This is a genomic window from Chitinophagales bacterium, assembly GCA_020635995.1.
Lineage (GTDB): Bacteria > Bacteroidota > Bacteroidia > Chitinophagales > UBA8649 > JAFMKE01.
Genome location: JACJYS010000004.1, coordinates 219,021 through 240,276, shown reverse-complemented (window position 1 = coordinate 240,276; position 21,256 = coordinate 219,021). Strand labels below are relative to the sequence as shown.

The 21,256-nt window shown below is 32.0% G+C and carries 21 protein-coding genes; 10 read left to right on the top strand and 11 right to left on the bottom strand.

What is annotated here, in order from left to right; translation table 11 throughout:
• Positions 1–76: 76 nt before the first annotated feature.
• Positions 77–643 (top strand): thymidine kinase, encoded by a 567-nt coding sequence (locus H6578_08275; GenBank protein ID MCB9227144.1) that lies wholly within the window; start codon positions 77–79, stop codon positions 641–643.
• A 239-nt stretch (positions 644–882) separates the two neighbouring features.
• Positions 883–2,148 carry an adenosylmethionine--8-amino-7-oxononanoate transaminase gene (gene bioA / locus H6578_08270; protein MCB9227143.1) on the top strand — a complete coding sequence of 422 codons (1,266 nt, stop codon included), beginning with the start codon at positions 883–885 and terminating at the stop codon, positions 2,146–2,148.
• A gap of 7 nt (positions 2,149–2,155) precedes the next feature.
• Here bioA and floA read toward each other — a convergent pair whose 3' ends face one another.
• The 3 genes from floA to H6578_08255 are packed head-to-tail and all read right to left on the bottom strand — an operon-like array spanning position 2,156 to position 3,971.
• Positions 2,156–3,124 carry a flotillin-like protein FloA gene (floA, locus tag H6578_08265; protein MCB9227142.1) on the bottom strand — a complete coding sequence of 323 codons (969 nt, stop codon included), beginning with the start codon at positions 3,122–3,124 and terminating at the stop codon, positions 2,156–2,158.
• Between the two features lie 6 nt (positions 3,125–3,130).
• Complete coding sequence (locus tag H6578_08260) at positions 3,131–3,595, bottom strand: hypothetical protein (GenBank protein MCB9227141.1); 465 nt, start codon at positions 3,593–3,595, stop codon at positions 3,131–3,133.
• A 1-nt stretch (position 3,596) separates the two neighbouring features.
• Positions 3,597–3,971, bottom strand: a complete 375-nt coding sequence (locus tag H6578_08255) for a DUF4923 family protein (protein ID MCB9227140.1) — start codon at positions 3,969–3,971, stop codon at positions 3,597–3,599.
• A gap of 78 nt (positions 3,972–4,049) precedes the next feature.
• On the opposite strand from H6578_08255, the gene rlmH reads away from it, so the two are divergent.
• The 3 genes from rlmH to H6578_08240 are packed head-to-tail and all read left to right on the top strand — an operon-like array spanning position 4,050 to position 6,049.
• A complete protein-coding gene (gene rlmH / locus H6578_08250) occupies positions 4,050–4,523 on the top strand; it encodes a 23S rRNA (pseudouridine(1915)-N(3))-methyltransferase RlmH (GenBank protein ID MCB9227139.1) in 474 nt (157 codons plus the stop codon).
• A gap of 3 nt (positions 4,524–4,526) precedes the next feature.
• Positions 4,527–5,036: a TrmH family RNA methyltransferase gene (locus tag H6578_08245; GenBank protein ID MCB9227138.1), complete on the top strand. Its 510-nt coding sequence runs from the start codon at positions 4,527–4,529 to the stop codon at positions 5,034–5,036.
• Complete coding sequence (locus H6578_08240) at positions 5,033–6,049, top strand: aminotransferase class I/II-fold pyridoxal phosphate-dependent enzyme (GenBank protein MCB9227137.1); 1,017 nt, start codon at positions 5,033–5,035, stop codon at positions 6,047–6,049. The genes H6578_08245 and H6578_08240 overlap by 4 nt, the downstream gene beginning before the upstream one ends.
• Before the next feature lies 1 nt (position 6,050).
• Here H6578_08240 and H6578_08235 read toward each other — a convergent pair whose 3' ends face one another.
• Together H6578_08235 and H6578_08230 are read right to left on the bottom strand one after the other, a co-directional pair.
• Complete coding sequence (locus tag H6578_08235; protein MCB9227136.1) at positions 6,051–7,415, bottom strand: FAD-dependent monooxygenase; 1,365 nt, start codon at positions 7,413–7,415, stop codon at positions 6,051–6,053.
• Positions 7,416–7,418: 3 nt separating this feature from the next.
• Entirely contained in the window at positions 7,419–8,513 is a 1,095-nt protein-coding gene (locus H6578_08230; GenBank protein MCB9227135.1) for a squalene synthase, read from the bottom strand.
• Positions 8,514–8,622: 109 nt separating this feature from the next.
• Here H6578_08230 and H6578_08225 point away from each other — a divergent pair, with 109 nt between their 5' ends.
• The 3 genes from H6578_08225 to H6578_08215 all read left to right on the top strand — a co-directional run bounded on the left by H6578_08225 (position 8,623) and on the right by H6578_08215 (position 13,206).
• Entirely contained in the window at positions 8,623–10,836 is a 2,214-nt protein-coding gene (locus H6578_08225) for a terpene cyclase/mutase family protein (GenBank protein ID MCB9227134.1), read from the top strand.
• Between the two features lie 699 nt (positions 10,837–11,535).
• Positions 11,536–12,426 (top strand): 3-hydroxybutyryl-CoA dehydrogenase, encoded by an 891-nt coding sequence (locus tag H6578_08220; protein ID MCB9227133.1) that lies wholly within the window; start codon positions 11,536–11,538, stop codon positions 12,424–12,426.
• A 63-nt stretch (positions 12,427–12,489) separates the two neighbouring features.
• Positions 12,490–13,206: a hypothetical protein gene (locus tag H6578_08215; GenBank protein MCB9227132.1), complete on the top strand. Its 717-nt coding sequence runs from the start codon at positions 12,490–12,492 to the stop codon at positions 13,204–13,206.
• On the opposite strand, the gene H6578_08210 is transcribed toward H6578_08215, so the two are convergent.
• Genes H6578_08210 through H6578_08200 form a run of 3 tightly spaced genes read right to left on the bottom strand, consistent with a single transcriptional unit; the run spans position 13,203 to position 15,912 of the window.
• Positions 13,203–14,057, bottom strand: a complete 855-nt coding sequence (locus H6578_08210) for a hypothetical protein (protein MCB9227131.1) — start codon at positions 14,055–14,057, stop codon at positions 13,203–13,205. The two genes, H6578_08215 and H6578_08210, sit on opposite strands and share 4 nt — an antisense overlap.
• A gap of 54 nt (positions 14,058–14,111) precedes the next feature.
• The gene (locus H6578_08205) at positions 14,112–15,296 is read right to left on the bottom strand and encodes a DUF4105 domain-containing protein (GenBank protein MCB9227130.1); all 1,185 of its coding nucleotides are present in this window, start codon (positions 15,294–15,296) and stop codon (positions 14,112–14,114) included.
• Entirely contained in the window at positions 15,286–15,912 is a 627-nt protein-coding gene (locus tag H6578_08200; GenBank protein ID MCB9227129.1) for an NUDIX domain-containing protein, read from the bottom strand. Before H6578_08200 ends, H6578_08205 begins: the two co-directional genes overlap by 11 nt.
• A gap of 16 nt (positions 15,913–15,928) precedes the next feature.
• Between H6578_08200 and H6578_08195 the strand changes: the two genes are divergently transcribed.
• Entirely contained in the window at positions 15,929–16,540 is a 612-nt protein-coding gene (locus H6578_08195; protein MCB9227128.1) for an orotate phosphoribosyltransferase, read from the top strand.
• Between the two features lie 58 nt (positions 16,541–16,598).
• On the opposite strand, the gene H6578_08190 is transcribed toward H6578_08195, so the two are convergent.
• Positions 16,599–18,005 (bottom strand): hypothetical protein, encoded by a 1,407-nt coding sequence (locus H6578_08190; GenBank protein ID MCB9227127.1) that lies wholly within the window; start codon positions 18,003–18,005, stop codon positions 16,599–16,601.
• Positions 17,996–18,781, bottom strand: coding sequence for a class I SAM-dependent methyltransferase (locus tag H6578_08185; protein MCB9227126.1), 786 nt, complete (start codon positions 18,779–18,781; stop codon positions 17,996–17,998). The genes H6578_08190 and H6578_08185 overlap by 10 nt, the downstream gene beginning before the upstream one ends.
• Positions 18,782–18,800: 19 nt before the next feature.
• Between H6578_08185 and H6578_08180 the strand changes: the two genes are divergently transcribed.
• Entirely contained in the window at positions 18,801–19,619 is an 819-nt protein-coding gene (locus H6578_08180) for a PorT family protein (GenBank protein MCB9227125.1), read from the top strand.
• Positions 19,620–19,834: 215 nt separating this feature from the next.
• Here H6578_08180 and H6578_08175 read toward each other — a convergent pair whose 3' ends face one another.
• Positions 19,835–20,854 carry a DUF1016 domain-containing protein gene (locus H6578_08175; GenBank protein MCB9227124.1) on the bottom strand — a complete coding sequence of 340 codons (1,020 nt, stop codon included), beginning with the start codon at positions 20,852–20,854 and terminating at the stop codon, positions 19,835–19,837.
• Positions 20,855–21,256: the final 402 nt, after the last annotated feature.

Sequence of the window (21,256 nt, the reverse complement as noted above, 5' to 3'; positions counted from 1 at the left end):
CAAAACTTTTCCACCTAAGCCTATACTTTATCAACCTTACTTTTATATATAAAGCTTATCGTGTATTTTTACAGCAATGTTTATTGAACCAAGTACACATCAAAATAAAAAGGGCTGGATAGAAGTGGTTTGTGGTTCTATGTTTTCCGGAAAAACAGAAGAACTAATAAGGCGACTTAAGCGTGCTATTATAGCTAATAAAAAAGTTGAAATTTTTAAGCCCGAAATAGATACCCGATATGACGAAACAGAAGTTGTTTCGCATGATAGAAATTCAATACGTAGCACTCCGGTAAGTCATTCAGAAAATATTTTGCTACTTTCAGAAGGTATAGATGTGGTAGGAATAGATGAAGCACAGTTTTTTGATATGGAGTTGGTAAGTGTGTGCGAAAAATTGGCTAATAGAGGAACACGGGTTATTGTAGCCGGTTTAGACATGGATTTTAAAGGCAAGCCTTTTGGTCCTATTCCTAATTTGTTGAGCATTGCCGATTATATTACCAAAGTGCACGCTATTTGTGTTAATTGTGGAGATATAGCAGTACATTCTTATAGAAAAACTAGTGATAGCAAAACCGTAATGCTTGGCGAAAAAGAAAGCTACGAACCGAGATGTAGGAAATGTTTTAGAGAGAAATAGATGTTTATACCGCTTAGGAATATATAATAATCTAATCTATTTTGTGTTGACAATTGGTATAAAAAACTTGTGCGTATTGTTTTTTGTTTATTGATGGGTAGAAATATTTTTACACAATGTCAAACAAAGTTAGTCTTTTTATATTAAAAATCAAGATGTGTTAATAAGTTTTGTTTTGTTAATTTTCTTCCCTTCAAAACTGTTTATCTTTGAGCGATTAACTTAAAGACTAAAAACTTATGTCTCTATCGTCAAGAAGTAAGCTACATATCTGGCATCCATTTACTCAAATGAAAATAGCCGATAATCCTATTCCCATAGTTAAGGGAGAAGGAGTTTATTTATACGAAGAAAATGGCAAGAAATATATAGATGCAATATCTAGTTGGTGGACATGCATACATGGTCATGCTCATCCTTATATTGCTAAAAAAATATATGAACAAGCTACAGAACTTGAACACGTAATTTTTGCAGGATTTACTCATGAGCCGGCCGTAAGATTGACAGAAAGGCTTATGCAGTATTTACCTTCTAATCAAAAAAAAGCTTTTTTTTCGGATAATGGAAGTACAGCAGTAGAAGTTGGGCTTAAAATGGCATTTCAGTATTGGCACAATAAAGGAGAAAAGAAAACTAAAGTAATTGCCTTAAAAGAAGCCTACCATGGCGATACTTTCGGGGCTATGAGTGTAGGCAGTAGAAGTGCTTTTACAGAGCCATTTTTTCCATTTTTATTTGATGTAGAGTTTATAGAAAGTCCGGCAATTAATGCAGAAAAAAGCATAAGTCAATTAAGAGAAATTGTAAAAAACAATGATGTTGCCGCATTTATATATGAGCCATTAGTGCAAGGTGCAGGAGGAATGCTAATGTATAGTGCCGAAACATTGGAAGAAATGCTACAGTTATGTAAACAAAATAATGTTTTGTGCGTAGCAGATGAAGTTATGACGGGTTTTTATCGTACGGGAAAAATGTTTGCCAGTCTATATTGCCAAACATCTCTGGATATTATGTGTTTATCTAAAGGCTTAACGGGTGGGGTAATGGCTATGAGCATCACTACCTGTACACAAGAAATATACGATGCTTTTTTATCGGATAATTTTATGAATAAAACATTTTTTCATGGGCATTCTTTTACTGCCAATCCAATAGCTTGTGCCACTGCTAATGCCAGTTTAGATTTGCTTGAACAAGAAAAAACAAAAAAATCTATAAAGCAGATTAATGAACAACATCAACAGTTTGCCATAGATTTAAAAGCAACCGGTAAAGTAGAAAATATAAGAATACAAGGTACTATAATGGCTTTTGATATTATTACAGCACAAGCTACTTCCTACGGAAATTCACTGCGGGATACTTTAAATAGACACTTTTTAGATAAGGGAATTTTATTGCGTCCCTTGGGCAATACTTTATATATATTGCCACCTTATTGCATTACAAAAAGTGAATTGACAATAGTTTACAATGAAATTTTAGCTTTTTTGAAATAAGCTAAATCTACTTTTTACTATTGTCTTTTCCACTAATAGAATCTCTCATATTAGTATCTGCTTGTATATTTTGGAATTTATAGTAATCCATAATACCTAAATTACCTTTTCTAAAAGCTTCTGCCAATGCTAAAGGCACTTCTGCTTCTGCTAAAATTACTTTAGCTCGGGCTTCTTGTGCTTTGGCTTTCATTTCTTGCTCTTCGGCTATTGCCATGGCTCTTCTTTCTTCGGCTCTGGCTTGTGCTACATTTTTATCGGCATTAGCTTGGTCTATTTGAAGTTCTGCACCTATGTTTTTACCTACATCTACATCTGCAATATCAATAGAAAGTATCTCAAAAGCAGTTCCGGAATCTAATCCTTTGCCCAGCACTAATTTTGAAATAGTATCGGGGTTTTCTAACACTTTTTTATGCGTTTCTGCCGAACCAATAGAAGTAACAATTCCTTCTCCAACTCTTGCCAAAATAGTTTCTTCTCCTGCACCACCTACTAATTGCTTAATGTTAGCACGTACCGTTACCCTCGCTTTGGCTATTAACTGAATACCGTCTTTTGCCACAGCCGCTACAGGTGGCGATTCTATAACACGTGGGTCAACGCTTAATTTTACCGCCTCTAATACATCTCTACCCGCCAAATCAATAGCCGTAGCATCATTAAAAGTTAAGTCAATATTAGCTTTATCTGCCGATACTAAAGCATTTACAACTTTAATTACATTCCCTCCGGCTAAATAATGGGCTTCTAAAAAATCTCTTTCTACAGGAATACCTGCTTTTTTAGCCGTAATCATAGCGTTAACTATTACTGTAGGCGGTACTTTTCTTAAACGCATAGCAAATAAGTCAATTATGCCTATTTTAACACCAGAAGCTAAGGCTGAAATCCATAAGCCGATAGGTACAAAATACAAAATGAAAAACAGCATAAATATGGCTGCAAATACAATTAATATGGGTAGTAAATACATGTTTTTTTAAGTTATTGGTTTTATAAAAATTTTATTTTGTTCTATTTTAGTTACTATTATTTTTTCTCCTTTTGTTATATATTGCCCTATAGAAAATACTTCTATTTTCTCATCATCTATAATAGCTTTTCCGTTTGGTTTTATATCGGTATGAGCTATGCCCATATCGCCAACTTTTGCCTTTGCTTCGTATAAATTTACTTTTCCGGTAAGTTCTTGGTGCAATGAAAAGTTACTTTTATCCATAAATTTCTTTCCTAAAAAAAAGAAAACCATAAAAACCACAAAGCCTATTATTATGCTTAAATGTCCGGCATTAGTTCCTAAATATTTGTAGGCAAATATTATGGCTACCACCGAAATAACTGCTCCAAAAATACCAAAAATAGTAGTGCCGGGTATTATAAAAACCTCTAAAAATATAAGGATAATTCCCATTAATAAAGCAAAAGCAATTAGGGCTAAGGTCATTTTATTTTTTAATTCTTCTTAAATATACAAAAGATTCTTGATTATCTACTCCTGTAGTGTAATGAAAAATAGTGTCGTTAACATCTACTACGGTCAATATATTTTCATTGCCTTTGTCATCGTCATTTACAAGGCTCAGCTTGTTATTTTTATAGCTCCAAGTGCCACTTTGGCTTAAATCGTCTATGGCTATAGTAAAAGTTTTATCTTTATTAAAAGTATAAGTGGGGTTGCCTATATCCATGCCCGTTATTCTTTCATTGCCCAGTTGAAGCTCTTTTAATTCCCATTGTCCTACAAAATTTGGAGTAGTTTGGCAGGCAAATAATAAAAGCATTAAAAAGGTGCTTATGGCAAAATATTTAATTTTATTCATGCTGAATTTTTAAGTTAAAAATCAAAATTAACTAACTTATGCAATAGATTGAACAATTCTTATCATATTTTTGTACACATGAAAGTAAAATTGTTGGTTATTGGTAAAACTACACAAAGTTATGTAGATGAAGGGTGTAGTATTTTTTTTAATCGTTTACAGCATTACACTAATTTTGAATTTCAAGTTATTCAAGATAAAAAGAACATCAATAAACTGCAAATAGAGCAGCGGAAACAAGAGGAAGGTACTCAAATTTTAAAAGTGTTATTACCTACAGATTTTGTGGTACTGCTTGATGAAAAGGGTAGAAGTTTTACTTCGGTAAAATTTGCTAAATGGATTGAACAACAACAACTTAATGCAGTTAGTCAAATAGTTTTTGTGGTGGGCGGAGCTTATGGTTTTGCTCCTGAAATATACGAAAGAGCCAATATGAAAATGCAGTTGTCTTCCATGACATTTTCGCACCAATTAATACGCTTAATTTTTGCTGAACAACTTTACAGAGCTTTTACCATAATTAAGGGAGAGCCTTATCATAATGAATAGAAAATGAGGCAATTACTACATAACGAAATAAAAAATCAAAAACCCAATGCCCAATTATCTATTTTGGCAAATAATATGCATTCGCCTTTTAATGTGGGCAGTTTATTTAGGCTGGCAGATAATTTAGGTATTGAAAAACTGTATTTTTCGGGCAATAGTGTATATCCTCCAAACAGAAAAATAGCTAAAACTTCAAGAGCAACGGAGCAGTATGTAAATTTTGAATATGTAGAAAACCCTGTAGAAATTATTAAGAAATTAAAGAGAGAAGATTATAAAATTATTAGTGTAGAATATTGCGATAAAAGTAAAGAAATAGAGCAACTTTCACTGCATAAAGATGAAAAAATACTGCTAATATTAGGAGAAGAAAATAGGGGAGTAGCAGATGAATTATTGAAGCTGTCTGATGAAGTTTTTCATATAAATATGTATGGCAAAACAACATCTATGAATGTAATAAATGCTTGCACGATAGTTAGTTATGAAATTTTAAAACAAATAAAACCATGATAGATTTAAGAAGCGATACCGTTACAAAACCCAATGCTGAAATGCTGGAAGCAATGATGAATGCACAAGTGGGCGATGATGTTTTTAACGAAGACCCTACGGTGCAAAAATTGCAACAAAAACTGGCAGATATGTTTGGCTTTGAGGCAGCTTTGTTTTGCCCCAGCGGAACCATGTGCAATCAAATAGCGGTAAAAGTGCATACTCAGCCTTTAGATGAAATAATAATGGACAAACTTTCTCATGTATATTATTATGAAACTGCGGGCTATGCTTTTAATTCGGGTTGCGGAGTCCGTTTAATAGATGGCGATAAAGGGCGAATTTCTGCCCAACAAATTAAAGAAAACATACAACCCGATTTTGATTGGTTGCCCGTGAGTAAGCTGGTTATTGTAGAAAACACTTGCAATAAAGGAGGAGGAGCTTTTTATAAGTTAGAAGCCTTAAAAGAAATAAGTAGTTTATGCAAAGAAAAAAACTTAAAACTCCACATGGATGGAGCAAGGTTTTTTAATGCTTTAATGGCAAGTAATACCAAAATTGAAGATTACAAAGGTTTATTTGATAGTATTTCTATATGTTTAAGCAAGGGTTTAGGAGCTCCTATTGGTTCGGTTTTAATAGGAAATAATGCTTTTATTAAACGTGCCAAAAAAGTACGCAAAGCCTTTGGTGGAGGCATGAGGCAAGTAGGTTATTTAGCCGCAACGGGCTTGTATGCTTTAGAAAATAATATTGACAGGCTAAAAAACGACCATGCACATGCTACTCAATTAGCTGAAACGCTTATAAAGCAAAAGGAAATAACAAATGTGGTAACGCCCGAAACTAATATTGTTTTGTTTGATGTAGTGGAAGAAATAGGAGTGGAGAAGTATTTAAACTATTTGAAAAACAATGGCGTTTTGGCTGTTCCTTTTGGTAAAAATACCATAAGATTTGTAACTCATTTAGATGTTAGCCAATCTGATATTAATACGGTTTGTAGTGTTGTAGAGCGTTATAAATAGCTTACGAAGCGACTTCTAATTGTTCTACATTTGGTTCGTTTATTAAACCGGTTATCATGTTTTTTTCCTTTTTCAGCAAAGGCCAAAATATTTGGGTAGCTTCTTTAAGCATGGTGTAAGAAATATCTATGCCGTGTATGCTGAAATCTCTAAATAATTTATCTTTTGCTCCTAAAACAGCCACTTGAGTAAAATGTTTTAGCAACATTCCTTTATCTCTTGAAATGCCTGCCAGCAACTGTATCGGCTCTTGACTTTTATCTGCTCCTTTTGATAAATAATCAAAGCAAGCCTCTTTTAAACCGTCATTTAGAGTTACTTTATATAGTGCATCGGCTAAAATATTAATTGAGGCATTCCATTGTAAGCGTTCTTTGTAGTAATGCTGTATTTGTTGATTGAGTTTTATTTTATCGTCTAAAATTTCGGTTTTATTTAAAACTTTAGATAGCAAAGCTACATCTGTTAATGTGGCGGTCATTCCACCACCGGTTAAAGGATGTCGCATGTTTAAAGAATCGCCTACCATAGCTACGCCTTTTTTTGTGCATGAAACCACACTTAGTTTATGATTAGGCATTATTTTAACCGCTTGTGTATTTATAGCCTCTTGCAAACTTTGCTTCATATTTTCATTTACATAAGGTGCTACTTCTTGATAGATAAACTCTTTTAAATCCTTATTTAAAACAGGTGCTTTATTTCCTTGATAATCAAGCAATAAACGCACTTCGTTTTCGTTAATTCTATAGCATAAAAAAGGAGATTTTCCGTCTAAAAAAATATGTCCATATTGCTCATTAGGCAGTTGACAATCTTTTAAAATTAAGCCTAAAAAATAACTGCTTATTACTTTTTGGTCGTCTATTAATTTACTTCGTAAAGTAGAGAAAAAGCCATCGCACACTATAGTTAATTTAGCTTGTATAGTTTGCTTGTCTTTCTTTTCATCTTCATAAATAACACCTTCTATTTCATCATCGTTTTTGTACGAAAAATCAAGAGCTTTGCCCAAAATGCGTTTTACATTACTTTGGTTTAGTGTTTCATTCCTTAAAGCTTGTATAAATTTACCATTATTAAGCCCTACGCCAAACTGGTCATTTCCATAATCTATTACAAGATTTTTATTGTTGTAATGCAAAGAATATCCTTTTACTTTGCTTGTTTCTATGTTATTAATAACGTGCCCAATTCCCAGTTTTTGCATCATCATTAGTCCACCGGGTTGCATTAATTCGCCTACTATTCTATCTCGTTCTTTAAAGGAAATATCCATTAAAGCAATAGAATAATTTAATTTAGAAAGATGAGCTGCTATTGATGCACCGGCAACTCCTGCTCCAACTATACAAATATCATACATAGTTTAGTTTTTTAAGTTTTTTAATAATTTTTCTTTTAGAACAATCATATTTACATCACATTCTTTTAGTTTTATTTCATTCAAAAATTGAATAGAATATGCTGAAAACACTTGTTTGTTATTTAATTTGGCAAAAATTTCCATGGTAGTTGCTCTGTCTATTTTTACATTTTCCTTTAAAGTATTAGGATTATTGTACAGTTTTACCAAAGTAGCTAATGCCATTAACTGAGGAATAGCACAGAAGCGATATATTTTTTCATTCTCAATTTTTGATAAAAAAGTTAAGCAACTTTCAAAATGATTCATAGCATCTATAACCATGGCATTTAGGCAAGCTATACTTCTTGAATTTTCGGGATTTTTCTTTAAATCAGCGTAATTTGAAACATAATTCTCCCAAACATCTCTTGGCCAAAAAATACGACCTTCTTCTACATCTTCTTGATAATCTCTAATAATATTAGTTTTTTGTAGAAATAAACCCATTTCGTTAGCTAAGTCCATTTCCGTATAAAATTCTTCGCTTTCTAAACCCGATTTTGCAAAAAGTTTAGACAAACCTTGTCCTACAATTCCTGCTACATAGTGGCAGTATTCATTGTAGTCGTTTTTAGAATACACTTCTTGCTTTGCAAAATGCAACATTCCCTCAGCCATTTCTTTTGTAGTATCTTTAACTATTAGCTGGTATTTGGTATCTACAGAAGATAAAAATCGGGCAATAATTGGATAATTACGCATTAACTCAACATATTCCGGCTTATCGCCTACATTGTCTAAAGAAAAAGATTCGTCATCGCAGTACTCATGAAAATTCATTAATAAACTTTCCTTGTCAGCGTCTTGTATTTTCATATCGTCTTCAATAGTATCTAAAGCACGAAGCACTAAATAAAAAACACAAACAGCATCTTTAAGTTCTGAAGGCAAATCTTGAATAACTAAAGCAAAAGAACGCGAAACTTTATTTAAAGTATCGTAGCAATAGTCTTTATCGTTAGAATTTATTAGCTTTACTTTTTTAGCTATTCGCTTTGTATCGTTTTTTACAACTTGCAAAAAATGTTTTACGGTTATTGGACTTGTAGAAATCATAACACAAATAAAAAGCTAAAACAAAAGTGTAGTGTATGGGTTTTTTATTAGGACGTCCAAATTGCCAAATACGTACTTTTAACAAATTTACTTGTAGCATATTTACAGTATGAATAAATATACTGCCGAAAAAAGCCATAAATTTTGGGAATTATGGGAGCTTAAAACTACCGAAAAAGGTCGCCAATACTGGCGTTTTAAAGGTAATGATGAAGATGAAGCATTGATTAAAGAAATGGAGCAATCGTTTGTTTTTGATAGCTCAAAAAATCCTAATAGTGCAGATAAAATTTATAGGTATAATGCCACTAAACACTCCAAATTTAGTGCTAAAGAAAATAAGTCCGACTTTTTAGATAATGTTAAAAGTAGTACTCAGCAAGCTATTAATTACTACAAAGAACTACTTACGCCCAACCATTTTATACCTGGCGATTATGGTGGGCCTATGTTTTTGCTTCCGGGATTAATTATTGTATCTTATATTACCAACACACCGTTTTCTAATGCTCAAAAAGCATTAATGCGTGCTTATATTAAAAATCATCAAAATGAAGACGGTGGCTGGGGCTTGCACATAGAAAGTGAAAGCACCATGATGGGAAGTTCTTTAAACTACACAGCATTGCGTATTTTAGGTGTAGATAAAGATGAAAAATACATGCAAAAGGGTAGAACTTGGATAAGAGAAAATGGAGGAGCTACACATGCACCCAGTTGGGGAAAGTTTTATTTGAGTGCATTAAATGTTTATGATTGGAGCGGCAATCAGTCAACATTTCCTGAATTGTGGCTGTTGCCTAAATGGTTGCCTATTTATCCGGGTAGATATTGGTGTCATGCACGTATGGTTTATTTGCCTATGGCATATTGTTTTGGAGCAAAATATCAAATGCCCCTACACGATTTAACAAAAGAGCTTCGTACCGAACTTTACAATGAAAAATATGAAGATATTAATTGGAATAAAGCAAGGTCTGCCTGTGCAAAAACAGATTTATACAGAAAACCTACATTTTTATTAAATGTTTTAAATGGAATAACACATCTGTACGAAAAAATAGCTCCTAAAAAAATACGGAGATTAGCTCTTGATTTTATTATTAAATATATTAATGACGAAGATTTACGAACAAATTATATAGATATAGGCCCTGTGAATCAAGCTATAAATTCATTAGCCTTGTGGCAAGAATATGGCGGAGAATCGGAATATTTTAAAAAACATGTAGAACGCTGGAAAGATTATTTATGGCTGGCAGAAGACGGTATGAAAATGCAAGGATATAATGGAGCACAATTGTGGGAAACGGCTTTTTTTTCAAACGCTATAAATGAAAGTGAGCTGGGAAAAGATTATGAGAATACGCTTCAAAATATTTATACTTACTTAGATACTTCTCAAATACAAAATGAAACAAGTGGGAAAACTACTTTTTTTAGACATCAAGACCAAGGTGGGTGGCCGTTTAGCACAGTAGAGCACGGCTGGCCTATAACAGACTGTACTGCCGATGGTATGAAAGCCAGCATACTGCAACATCAGTTTGCTACAAAACACCAGCTATCATTAAACAAAACCATAACACAAAAACGTTTTCAAGAAGCAGTAGATTTACTTTTATCTTTTCAGAATGAAGATGGAGGCTGGGCAACTTACGAGCAGCGAAGAGCTCCTTTTTGGATAGAAGAAATTAACCCTTCGGAGGTTTTTGGAGAAATAATGGTAGATTATTCTTATGTGGAATGTAGTTCTTCGTGTATTCAAAGTTTAGTGAAATTTAGTAAAGAATATCCGGATTATAAACCCACAGAAATTAAAAAAGCTGTAGATAGAGGCATAAAGTTTATTTGTAATGAGCAGGGCGATGACGGCTCGTTTTATGGTTCGTGGGGCGTGGGCTATACTTATGGTGCGTGGTTTGCTGCGGAAGCTTTAGCTTGTGTAGGAAAAAATTACAGCAACGATAAAACAACTAAAAAAGCTTGCGATTTTTTGGTGCAACAACAAAAAGAAGACGGCTCGTGGGGCGAAAGTTATTTGAGTTGTGTAGAAGTGCGTTATGTTCAAAACAAACAAGGGCAAGTAATAAATACGGCTTGGGCATTATTGGCATTGATGCAAAGCCAGTATTCTGATAAAAGTGTAATAGATAAAGGCATTCGGTTTTTACTATCAAAACAAGATGAAGATGGCGATTTCCCTCAAGAAAGTATTAGTGGTGTGTTTAATAAAAGCTGTATGATAACCTACACTTCATACAGAAATGTATTTCCTATTTGGGCATTAAATAGATATTTGAGGTTATTCTATTATAAGTAAAGCAGGAGAATAACACGGAACGTTAAAAGGGTAGGACTTTGAGTTTATTGCGAGAAAATAATTTGAAAATAAGGTAATTGGATAATTTGGAAATGCAATCTACATCAGGCGTCATGCCTCTACCTGTCGGCAGACACGGTGCGGATGCAGGCATCTCAATATCCAGTTAGTACAGTTCTATTTTACGGGATTACCGCCTTCGTGGCAATGACGATTTTGGAGCGTACTCGTGCCACGACTCCAAGTCGTGGCACGAGTTTATGTTATATTACTATAAGAGTTCCGAACTTTTTAAAAGTTCGGAACTCTTTTGAAATAGTTTTATGTAAATTGTTTTTTAGGATTACCGCCTTCGTTGCAATGACGATTTTACGTAAGGTTTGTTAAATCTATGTAGTACGTCATGCCTGCGGAGGCAGGTATCTCAATATCACTTAGCACAGTTCTATTGCAGGGGATTACCGCCTTCGCTGCAATGACGATTTTGGGGTTGTACTCGTGCCACGACTCCAAGTCGTGGCACGAGTACAGGATGCACGTCTTTGCGAACGGAGTGAAGCAATCTTCAACAACTACAAATAGTGGTAGAAATGTAACTGTAAAATCCGTTTTTGCGGAAAGATATTTCAACCACTAATTCTAAAAACAATTTACTTTAAAAAGTATAATCTTGTAACTTTGCACAAAAAATAAAAATACATGAAAAATATAGCTGTAATAGGTGCGGGAACAATGGGGAATGGAATTGCTCACGTATTTGCTCAAACAGGATTTAAAGTTAGTTTAATTGATATATCGCAAGATTCTTTAGATAAAGCTATGAAAACCATAGCTAACAACTTAGATAGAATGATAGCTAAAGAAAAAATTAGCGAAAAAGATAAAGAAGCTACGCTTAATAATTTATCCACTTTTACAAAAATAGAAGAAGGTGTTAAAAATGCTGACCTTGTAGTAGAAGCAGCTTCTGAAAATGTGAACGTAAAACTTAAAATTTTTGAACAATTAGAAGAATTTACACCTAAAAATGCCATTTTAGCCAGCAATACTTCTTCTATTTCTATAACTAAAATAGCCAGTGCCACTAAAAGAGCCGATAAAGTGATAGGTATGCACTTTATGAACCCCGTGCCTGTGATGAAGCTGGTAGAAATAATAAAAGGGTATTCTACTTCGGCAGAAACCATGAAAACCATAGTTGACATGACTAAAACTTTAGGTAAAATTCCTGTTGAAGCTAATGATTATCCGGGTTTTGTTTCTAACAGAATATTAGTACCTATGATAAACGAAGCTATATACGCTTTATATGAAGGCGTAGCGGGAGTAGAAGAAATAGACCAAGTGATGATGCTGGGCATGGCTCATCCTATGGGACCATTGCAGTTAGCCGATTTTGTAGGTTTAGATGTGGCTTTATCAATATGCCATGTACTGTATGAAGGTTTTGGAAATCCTAAATATGCACCTTGCCCGCTTTTAGTAAATATGGTGCAAGCAGGTAAACTGGGAGTGAAATCGGGAGAAGGATTTTATTCTTATGACGGAGGATACAAGAATAAAACTGTGAGTAAGCAATTTTTGAAATAAAGTTTTAACATTTAATATTAGTACTTTATACAATATTTTTATTACCTTAGCAGTTAATAAGTTATGAAAAAAATAGTATTAATAGCCTTAGCCGTATTGAGTATTCAGTGTACATTTGCTCAGAAGAAAAACAAGAAACAAAAAATTAAAGACCAGCATTTTCAAGTAGATACTTCAAAATTAAATGAATTAGAACTTGATGTTACTAATTTGCTCAAAGTTGCAGTAGTATCTTCTGGATATGAAGGATATTATTTTAGTAGTATTTCTAGCCCATATTTACTTACCTACCGAAGATATATTGGTAATTTTGATATTCATACGGGATTTGGAATTGGAGGAAGTAAAATTTCAAACGTGCGTAATGATACAATTACACGAGATTCTAAAAATTTTGATTTCTCTTATGGAATAGGGTTTGCTCATTATACAAATATATCTAATAGATTTAATCTTTTTTATGGTTCAGATGTATTATTTAATTTGGAAACAAGCACTTATGAGAACGTTTCTTACTATAGTGATGAAAAATACTATGACTATCGTAAAGGTAAAACTTTAGGGGGAGGTGTTAGACCATTTGTAGGAGTTCAATTTTATGTGCATCCTAAAATTTCTTTATCTACAGAAGCAGCTCTACGCTTAATGTTTGATAAATCTAAAAGTGAAAGTAAACAGCAAAGTGGTACAGACCCAGAAGAGATTTCTACAACAACTTCAAATGAATTTAATATAGGATATACTATTCCTCTTAATATTAAATTAAGAGTTAGGTTCTAATTTCTAAAGTACTTCATGTCTATTTCTTTATTGTTAAGTACTTTGCCGTCCATTATTAGCTTAATGTAGTATTTGTCTTCGGGAAAGTCTAAAGAATTAAAAGCATAAGGTATTTTGCTTAGCCCTTTTGGCATGGTAGCTTCTGCGTAAAGTTCTTTTACTATTACATTTCTGTCGTTAAACATAGCTAAATGAACTTCTTTACCAAATGCTAAATTAAAAGTAAAAGTACCGCTAACCATTAAAAGATTTTGTTGGTCATTATCTTCTATAACGTCAGCTTTTGAAGCTAACGCAATATTTTCTTCCCCATTATTATTTGCTACCGACCAAATATTGTTTTTTTCGTCTAATTTATAAGCCGTTATATTATCATAGTTTTTTGGATTTTTTATTACATCCCAAACTAAAAATTGTGCTTCTGAGTTAAATAATTTATTATCACTTATAAATGTGGCTAATTTAATAAGATTGTCATTTTTTCTATCTGTAAAAAAGTAATACGCATCATTAGTGGGGGCATTATCATCCTGCTCTATACACATGGCATTAATATGAAAAAAATCTTCTCCTTGGGGTGATAGCTCCAAAGCTATAGCACCGGTCAATACAAAATCTTGGTATTTTTCTACGTTAGATTGTACAATAGTACCGGCATCTATTTCTATGGTAATATTTTCATTGCTAATATTGGTAATGTGAAACATTAATGGTGTTTCATAATGAACATAAATTTCATTTCCTATAAGTTCATAAGTGATTTTTCCTGCTTTTTCAGCCTCTAAAATGCTAAGGGCTTTGGCGTTAGCCACAAAAGTACTAACGAATAGTATTAAAAGTAATTTTTTCATTTTTTAAGGTGTTTTTATTAAAAACGAAATGAAAAAATTAAATATTGTATATTTTTAGCTTTTTTTACCTTGCCAATCTAATATTTTTAAATAGCGGATAATAAGTAGTAAGCTAATAGGAATAATGGCTACATGATATTGCTGTGGAGAAATAAACCATGCCAATAAAATAAAACCGGCAAAGCCTAATACTATTTTAAAATAGATGCTCCATTTTTTATTATTAATAAAGAAAAGGGCAATAATATTAAGTGGAAATGCCCAAAACATATTCAAATTGGCATGAGCGGGAAGATGCTTAGTGCCAAACCACATAAAAAGAAAAAGACAACCCATAAGTCCCGTTACCAGCATCAAAGTAACATCAATAAACTTCCAATGTTTGTTGTTTTTATAATTAAAGTAAGTTATAGTGGCAATAATTAGCAGCAATAATGTAAAAACACTTAAAGGAGTTACTAAATGAAATTTAGATTCAGTTACGTGCCTTCTTGGAAAATCTATTAAATAATGTTCACTTTTTACCAAGCCGTCAGCTTTAGAAATTTGCTCCATTAAATGGTCGGGAAGAAACATAAATTCATAAGGCGAAGCTTTTCTACTAGAAGGAATACCCAGCATGATATCCATTCCTAAATCTAACCATGGCGATTTTTTTATGTATGGGTCAATTAGATCAATAAAACTTTTATCTGTTTTTCTAAAAACATCGCTATTGGCATCTCCAAAAACAGGACCTACGGCTTTTACTAAAATATCCCTAACCCGAGAAGAACAATTATCAAAGAAAAAATCATAACGGTAGGCTCTATTTTCGGGTTTGTAGTTTTCTATAAGAGCGTTTAAAAGTTCTTCTTTGTCTTCATGGCTTAAATTGAGCACTTGCTCATACACCCAGCGTTCGTCATATTTATAGCCACGCATAAAATTTTCAAACTTAGATAGTCCTAACCAGTACTCTAAATTTCCTCTTATAAACTTTACTCCAAATTCTACTTGGTCTTTCATTGAGCTTCCTCCAAAAGAAAACATGCCATAGTTAAAAACTACATCAATGTTTTGAATGGGGTCTTTTACTCGTATGCCTGTGTGTCCAAAAGTGCTGTATAATTCATCTCCGGCAGAGCAGGTTAGTATGCTTATTTCGGCTTGCTGTGATAGCGTATCGTTTTGTGCATTAAGTCCATTAGTGGCAAATAACAAAACAATAATAGCTGTTACAATAATTTTATTTATCAAATTTGAATACATCTTTAATTGAAGGGTAAGAATTTTTTAAATTTAATTTAGCTTCTTTTTCACTGCACCATATTACTTCGTCTATGCCTTCTTCTTTTTGTGGCACTAATTTGCTTTTTTCATCACCTAACATATAAAACCAGTGCGTTTCTTTTAAAATCCACTTATTGCCTAAGTTATAGGTATGGTAGGTTAAACCAATTTTATTTTTTACAAGTTTTATTTTAACGTTAGTTTCTTCTTCCACTTCTCTTATGGCACCGGCTACAATATCTTCATTTTTTTCAATTTTGCCTTTAGGTAAATCCCATTTGCCTTTTCTGTGCATAAGCAAATATTGGTTTTTATTGTTTATAACCAATCCTCCGCCTGCTATTATTATTTTAAAAGAGCTAAAAAAGTTATTTTTAAGCCAAGTTAAGTCTTTTGTTATTAAAAGTACATTGGTTTTTATACTTCCTATTTCAATAGAAGTAATTATTTTTTCAAGTAAATCGGTTTTATTTACATTGTAAACCACCATTCTACCTTTTATTTTAGGTAAGTCAAATTCTTCTTTAACTTCAGCCAAAATTACAACTACATCGTTAATAAAAATTTTATAGCTTTGTTTCATGATTTATACTCCTCAAATTGCCAACAAAGTTGCCGAATATTTATTAGATATAAAAGCTATACGCCTAAATCCTGCAAATTTATTTACTTGGGCCAGCGGTATTCAGTCGCCTATATATTGCGATAATAGAATTTCCTTAGCTTATCCGGAAGTGCGAAGTTTTTTAAAAGATAGTTTTTCTGTTTTGGTAAAAGATAAATTTAAAGATATAGATGTAATAGCCGGAGTGGCTACTGCGGGAATAGCTCATGGAGCTTTGCTGGCAGATAATTTAGAAAAGCCTTTTTGCTATGTGCGTTCTTCGCCTAAAAGTCACGGCACTAAAAGTTTAATAGAAGGTAAAATAAGCAAAGGCGATAGAGTAGTGGTGGTAGAAGATTTATTTTCTACAGGAGGAAGCACGGTTAAAGCTATACACGCTTTAAAAGAAGAAGGTGCTGAAGTGGTAGGAGCTGTGGCTATTTTTAACTACGGTTTTAAAAAAGTGGATAAAGCCTTTGCTGAAGTGGGCGTTCCGTTTTATACGCTTTCAAATTTTGAACATTTACTTTCTGTACTAAGAAAAAATGAGCAGTTTGCTGAAGATGAATTAGCTTTTATGCAACAATGGTATAAAGGAATGAGTTAGTTTTGTGAATTAATGTAATCCAATGGTTTACAACTCATTATAATAGTATTCGCTTTATTTATTTTTTTAAAGTAAAATACAACTTGGCGTGCTTAGCTTGCTCTTTTACGTCTATTTCTACCAAGTTTTCTGCCTTATATTGTCTTCCTATGCACATCATTTTTTGCGGAGCTAAACCTTTGTCGTGCAAGTAATCAAATACCAATAAAGCTCGGTATAGCGATAAATCAACCTTTCTACTAATTTTCATAGGTTGATATTTGTTGTATTTATCTACTAAGTTTTTGTATTTACTTTTTTCTATTTTCACGTATTCACTTTTGTCGGCATTGCCATAAATGGTCAGCTCTCTATATTCATTATTTAATAGGAGCAGTGCTATTTCTTGTAGCTCGGTAGAATCTTTTTGAGAAATAAAATTTGCCGAATTAGGCTTATAATGTATAGTATCTACTATAGAGAAGTAAGAATATCTTTCGTCCTTATTATTAGTAAGTTTAGTAAAGTTATTATTAGTTATATAAATACTAAAAAATTCCTTGAAAGTACCGTAGCTATAAAACTCTTTTAATCGGCTTAAACTTTCTAAATCGTCAATAGAATAAAAAGATAAAGTTTGATTGTTAATGTGTTGTTCTAATATTTTAAAAGCCTCGTTTTTGTATGTAATAAATTGCAAACTATCTATTGTGGCAATAGTTTTTGTAGGTAATGTAAAAAAGGAATAGTTATTAAAATATTGATAGTTTAAGTTGTTATTTATTAGCTTAATTAAAATCATAGATAAGCAGTCATCTAATCTTGATTTAAAATTTGGACCAATATATAAATATGCATCTTGTTTTACATCTTTAAAATAATAAGATTCATTGTAAGATGTTAATTTTGAATTAGTTATAATTCTATTCCACGTTTGATTTGGTGCTACATTTTCTTGTTTAAATCTATTAATATTTACATTTTGTACATAAATATTTATAAAAGTGCTACTAAAAGTACTTGAGTTGTAATTATGTTTTATTTTATCAAGGTACATTAATTTTGCATAAGCAATATTGCTTTCATTTTCAATATTGAGGGTGTCAAAATAATCTTTGTGTACCTGATTTAAGTATGAAACTAATGTATCTTCATATTTTTGATGCCATGTTTTACTCCACTGTAAAGGTTTAAAATTAGTGGTGGTGTAATTGTATATTACTTGATAATTATGGATAGGAGTAGCTTTGCTTGCTTCAACTTTTATTTCTTTAAAATAAGTATCTATTATGCTTGTTACAGTATTGTATTCGTTTTGATTTAGATTGGCAAATAAATTATTATTAAAAATTATTTTATTATTGTCATTATTTTTATAAATATTGGTGTTGTAAACATCTGTAAAAAAAAGCTGTTGTTGACTTTTTATTTCATTTATAAATAAAAAATTAAAGAGTATAATAAAACTAAATATTCTTAATGCCATAATGTAAAATGCTCTTGTTCTTTTTGTTCTTTTCTAAAAAATAAAATACCTATTCTATATAAATCTATACTTAGTTTTACGGTTTTGTTGGTTCTAATTTCGTGCCAAGCTTCCGTCATTTCTTTATTCCAATAAATATCGTCTAAAATTACAATGCTATTTTCTTTAATAAAAGGAAGTATGGTGTTAAAATAGTTGATTGTTGCTTTTTTTGTGTGATTGCCGTCTATAAAAAATAAAACTATATCATTGTTGTTTTGTAGTACAGTTTGTAGTTCATTTTCAAATGTGCTATTAATCAAATGTGCATTATTAAAATTGAGTTGCTCAAAAGCATTTTTTGTTATTGTATAAATATCTTTATTGCCTTCTATACTTATAATTTTATTGTTAGAGTTTAAAAGGTAGCTGGTACTCAATCCCAAAGATGTGCCTAATTCTAAAATAGATTTATTGTTATATTCCTGAGCTAACAGCATCAGTATTTTCCCGTATTTTTCAGGTATGCCTACTTTGCTAATAAAACCGTCAATAGGTTCGTTTACTTTTTTTAAAATACTTGAACCTGCCCCTTCATTTTTAGAGTAGTTTATAGTTTTATAATGCTTTTTGTAAAAATTAATTAATTTTGCACTATTAAAATTTTGAATATTAGATTCTAAGATTTCAGTTATAAAATTATATACAAAAGGAGAGTGTATTTTGTATTTGGTTTTAGAATTGAAATAGTAAGTTATAAAACTAAAAATGCTATGAATTTTGAAACTGATATTCACTAATAAAAAAAATAATAAGATGCACAAAGGTAAAATTAAGATATTTACTTTCATATTGTTTGGAGTATTTTTAGGGATATTTCAAAATGTTTTAGCTCAAGAAAAGGCTTTTCATATAGGATTAGCAGGTGTTTTTTCAAATAATTGGATACTCAACCAAAATAACTTCGGCACTTTAGATGGTTTTAATAACAATTTTGCTAAACGTTCAGAATTAGATTATGCTTTAACTTTTGGAGGTGGGGCAGGTATAGATGTGGGATATAATATATCTAACCGACACGGTATTCAAAGTGGTGTGTACATTTTAAAACAAGGACAAAGATATAAAGATGAAATAGGGCAGGAGAACTATACTACTACGCCTACTTCTATAGATTATATTGAAGTGAAAAGGAATGTGAAATTAAACTATGCCAAAATTCCAGTTTTGTATAAGTTTGAGTTAGTTCCTAAAAGAAGGTCAATAAAAAACGTGGTTAATTATTATATGAGCATAGGGCCTGAAATAGGTTTTTTGTTTGGTGTATATGAAAAAGTTCAAATTGCAGATTCTAATATTCAGAACAATTTAAGTGGAGTAAGAGAAAGTGAAAAGTTTAGAAAGTTTGATGCCGGATTAAGTTTAAACAATGGTGTACAAATACACTTAAATAAAAATGTATATTTTAATACAGGCTTACATCTGTACTTCGGTTTGTTAGATATTAATGGTAAAACAATAAAAGATTTAGAATACTTTAGTAAAAACGATGTAAAATATAAACCCTCACACAATTTTAATGCAAGTATTAATGTAGGAATACATTACTTATTTGTAAGTAAAGGGTATTATTAATGTAGCTGTTGTTTGGTTTAGTTTCTTAATTTTTATATCGTTTAGGAATATATAATAGTTCAATATTAGTTATGCCTTATTGTACTAAATATTCTAAAAATGGCAATTAAAAATCAAATAGTTATACCATTCGCTCTAAAAAAAAACATTCTATAGCGGTTGTGTAAGTAGTAAACTGCTTTACGAAATCCCCAATAGGACAAATAGCGTTTGGTTTATTGGAAATACTTGTTCAACTTGTCAGAAATAGCTTTTTCGTTTGGTAATAATTTTTGATAGTCTTTCGGTAATAATGTTGATGTGTTGTAAGTTGCTACTCCAATGGGTTGTTTACTTGTTTTTAATGAATATTCAACAATCGTTCTGTTTTTTTCTTTACAGATAATAATTCCGATGCTGTCCTTTTCAGTTGGCAGTTTTACTTTTTCGTTCAGCAACGTAAGATAAAACTCCATTTTGCCTTTGTATTCAGGTAAAAATTCTCCAATTTTCAATTCTACGGCAACCAAACATTGCAGTTGTCTGTGGTACAAAAGCAAATCAATGAAATATTCTTTGTTATCTACTTCTATCTTGAATTGATTACCGATAAACGAGAACTGATTTCCCATTTCAAGTAAAAAATTCCGAATGTTTTGCACTAAAGCATTTTCTAATTCTCTTTCTGAATGTTTGTCTGCAAGTTCTAAAAAGTCAAATGTGTATTCGTCTTTTACCGCTAAAACAGCTTGATTTTTAACATTTTCGGATAAAGTATGGTCAAAATTGGTTTGATTGAGTAAGTATTTTTCGTAAGTTTTATTTTCAATTTGATGAATTAAAATGTTTTTTGTCCAACCGAATTTTTTGGTAGAAAGTATGTAAAATTGACGTTCTTTACTGTCTTTGCACTTGTTTAAAATGAGTATGTGCTTTGTCCAACTAATTTCTCCAACCAATGGTTGGAGATTTTCGTCAGTATGGTATTCATCATAAAATTGAGCCATTAACCAAAGGTTTGTTGTTGAAAAACCACCAACACCCGGAAATTCTCGTTGTAATTCTGTAGAAAGAGTAGGAACAACTGCTTTCCCCCAACTTTGTGCTTGTTTTTCGGCAATAGATTTTCCAATTTCCCAATACAAACGAATCAATTCCACATTAACTGCCTTTAAAGCCGTGTATTGTGCTTCTCTAACTTTCCGTTTAATGTCGTTGATAAAGTCAAATTGTTCTGATGATAATCCCATATTCATTTTTCACTATTTTGAATTATTGCCCTTCTAATTGCTTCCGTATATTTCGGTGGTACGGCATTTCCTATCATTCGTGTGGTTTTGGTAATCATACTCGGGTGTGTATTCATTTTATAAAAATATTCTCATAATTCCTTTGACGGCAAAAATCTGTTAGGTAAATCAATTTTGTGGTCTTTCCCCGTGTCGGCATCCCTGCCGATTTTCAGATTTTTATTAAACTCACAAACCAAATGTAAGCATTTTTTTTGATGTTTAGCTCGTGAAATTGTTAAAAGAACATTTGTAGTTGTATAGAAATGAATTCGGCAATTTCTCAGAGTCCTCTACTGAGTGACCCTGAGGGAAAGAAAAAAAAACTGCTCTATGCGGTTGTGTAAGCAGTAAACTGCTTTACGAAAT

What these genes read in the sequence shown, in the direction of transcription:
- bioA (MCB9227143.1), top strand. Translation starts at nt 883, where the DNA reads ATGTCTCTATCGTCAAGAAGTAAGCTACATATCTGGCATCCATTTACT.
- H6578_08210 (MCB9227131.1), bottom strand. Translation starts at nt 14,057, where the DNA reads ATGAAAAAATTACTTTTAATACTATTCGTTAGTACTTTTGTGGCTAAC.
- H6578_08215 (MCB9227132.1), top strand. Translation starts at nt 12,490, where the DNA reads ATGAAAAAAATAGTATTAATAGCCTTAGCCGTATTGAGTATTCAGTGT.
- H6578_08255 (MCB9227140.1), bottom strand. Translation starts at nt 3,971, where the DNA reads ATGAATAAAATTAAATATTTTGCCATAAGCACCTTTTTAATGCTTTTA.
- H6578_08230 (MCB9227135.1), bottom strand. Translation starts at nt 8,513, where the DNA reads ATGATTTCTACAAGTCCAATAACCGTAAAACATTTTTTGCAAGTTGTA.
- H6578_08275 (MCB9227144.1), top strand. Translation starts at nt 77, where the DNA reads ATGTTTATTGAACCAAGTACACATCAAAATAAAAAGGGCTGGATAGAA.
- H6578_08180 (MCB9227125.1), top strand. Translation starts at nt 18,801, where the DNA reads ATGCACAAAGGTAAAATTAAGATATTTACTTTCATATTGTTTGGAGTA.
- H6578_08260 (MCB9227141.1), bottom strand. Translation starts at nt 3,595, where the DNA reads ATGACCTTAGCCCTAATTGCTTTTGCTTTATTAATGGGAATTATCCTT.
- H6578_08235 (MCB9227136.1), bottom strand. Translation starts at nt 7,415, where the DNA reads ATGTATGATATTTGTATAGTTGGAGCAGGAGTTGCCGGTGCATCAATA.
- H6578_08175 (MCB9227124.1), bottom strand. Translation starts at nt 20,854, where the DNA reads ATGAATATGGGATTATCATCAGAACAATTTGACTTTATCAACGACATT.
- H6578_08240 (MCB9227137.1), top strand. Translation starts at nt 5,033, where the DNA reads ATGATAGATTTAAGAAGCGATACCGTTACAAAACCCAATGCTGAAATG.
- H6578_08225 (MCB9227134.1), top strand. Translation starts at nt 8,623, where the DNA reads ATGAATAAATATACTGCCGAAAAAAGCCATAAATTTTGGGAATTATGG.
- H6578_08200 (MCB9227129.1), bottom strand. Translation starts at nt 15,912, where the DNA reads ATGAAACAAAGCTATAAAATTTTTATTAACGATGTAGTTGTAATTTTG.
- floA (MCB9227142.1), bottom strand. Translation starts at nt 3,124, where the DNA reads ATGTATTTACTACCCATATTAATTGTATTTGCAGCCATATTTATGCTG.
- rlmH (MCB9227139.1), top strand. Translation starts at nt 4,050, where the DNA reads ATGAAAGTAAAATTGTTGGTTATTGGTAAAACTACACAAAGTTATGTA.
- H6578_08245 (MCB9227138.1), top strand. Translation starts at nt 4,527, where the DNA reads ATGAGGCAATTACTACATAACGAAATAAAAAATCAAAAACCCAATGCC.
- H6578_08190 (MCB9227127.1), bottom strand. Translation starts at nt 18,005, where the DNA reads ATGGCATTAAGAATATTTAGTTTTATTATACTCTTTAATTTTTTATTT.
- H6578_08220 (MCB9227133.1), top strand. Translation starts at nt 11,536, where the DNA reads ATGAAAAATATAGCTGTAATAGGTGCGGGAACAATGGGGAATGGAATT.